Origin of the sequence: Streptococcus sp. 79, from assembly GCF_013277425.1 — a bacterium.
Classification (GTDB): Bacteria; Bacillota; Bacilli; order Lactobacillales; family Streptococcaceae; genus Streptococcus; species Streptococcus pseudopneumoniae.
The window spans coordinates 1-671 of sequence record NZ_VMMW01000124.1 but is presented as its reverse complement, the minus strand read 5'-3'; the positions used below and the strand labels follow the sequence as shown (position 1 = coordinate 671).

Below are 671 nucleotides of genomic sequence, written 5' to 3'. Positions count from 1 at the left end.
AGTACCGACTTCTGAGCTACTAATTGATAATGGTCACCCCAGCCAGATACCTTATCTGCTATCCATTTAGGAACTCCTAACTTAAGCAATCCCCATAGTCGTCTCGATTTCTTCTTCCATTGCTTCCAGATAATCACTCGTAGGCGAGTACGCAAGCGCTCATCTATGCTGGTGACAATACTTTTCATATTTCCCAATGAGAAATAGTTTATCCATCCTCGAATAGACAAATTCAGTTGCTCAATACGTCTTGTTAAGTCTATACTCCATTTCCTCTGTGTTAGTTTCTTCAATTTAAGCTTAAATCTCCGAACACTATCTTGATGGGGACGACTTTTCCAACCATCTGATGATTTCCAGAACCCAAAACCTAAGTATTTCAGCTCTCTTGGTCTGGTAATCTTAGTCTTGGTCATATTTACTTTCAAACCTAGCCGTTTCTCAATAAAACGACTGACTGAATACATCACACGCTTAGCGGCTGCCTCGCTTCCGACCGTCATCACACAATCATCTGCGTAGCGCACAAATCGAAGTCCCCTCTTTTCTAATTCCTTGTCCAATTCATTAAGCATGATATTGGATAAGAGAGGAGATACATTTCCTCCCTGTGGTGTGCCAACTAGCGTTTTATGACGTTGACCATTAATGATAACACCTGAATGAAGAAA

At 41.0% G+C, this 671-nt stretch carries 1 protein-coding gene; it reads right to left on the bottom strand.

Annotation, left to right across the window (positions count from 1 at the left end; all coding sequences use genetic code 11):
- Nucleotides 1-671 (bottom strand): reverse transcriptase domain-containing protein (locus tag HT729_RS11465; RefSeq protein ID WP_275690639.1); only part of this gene is annotated, 671 nt, incomplete at both ends.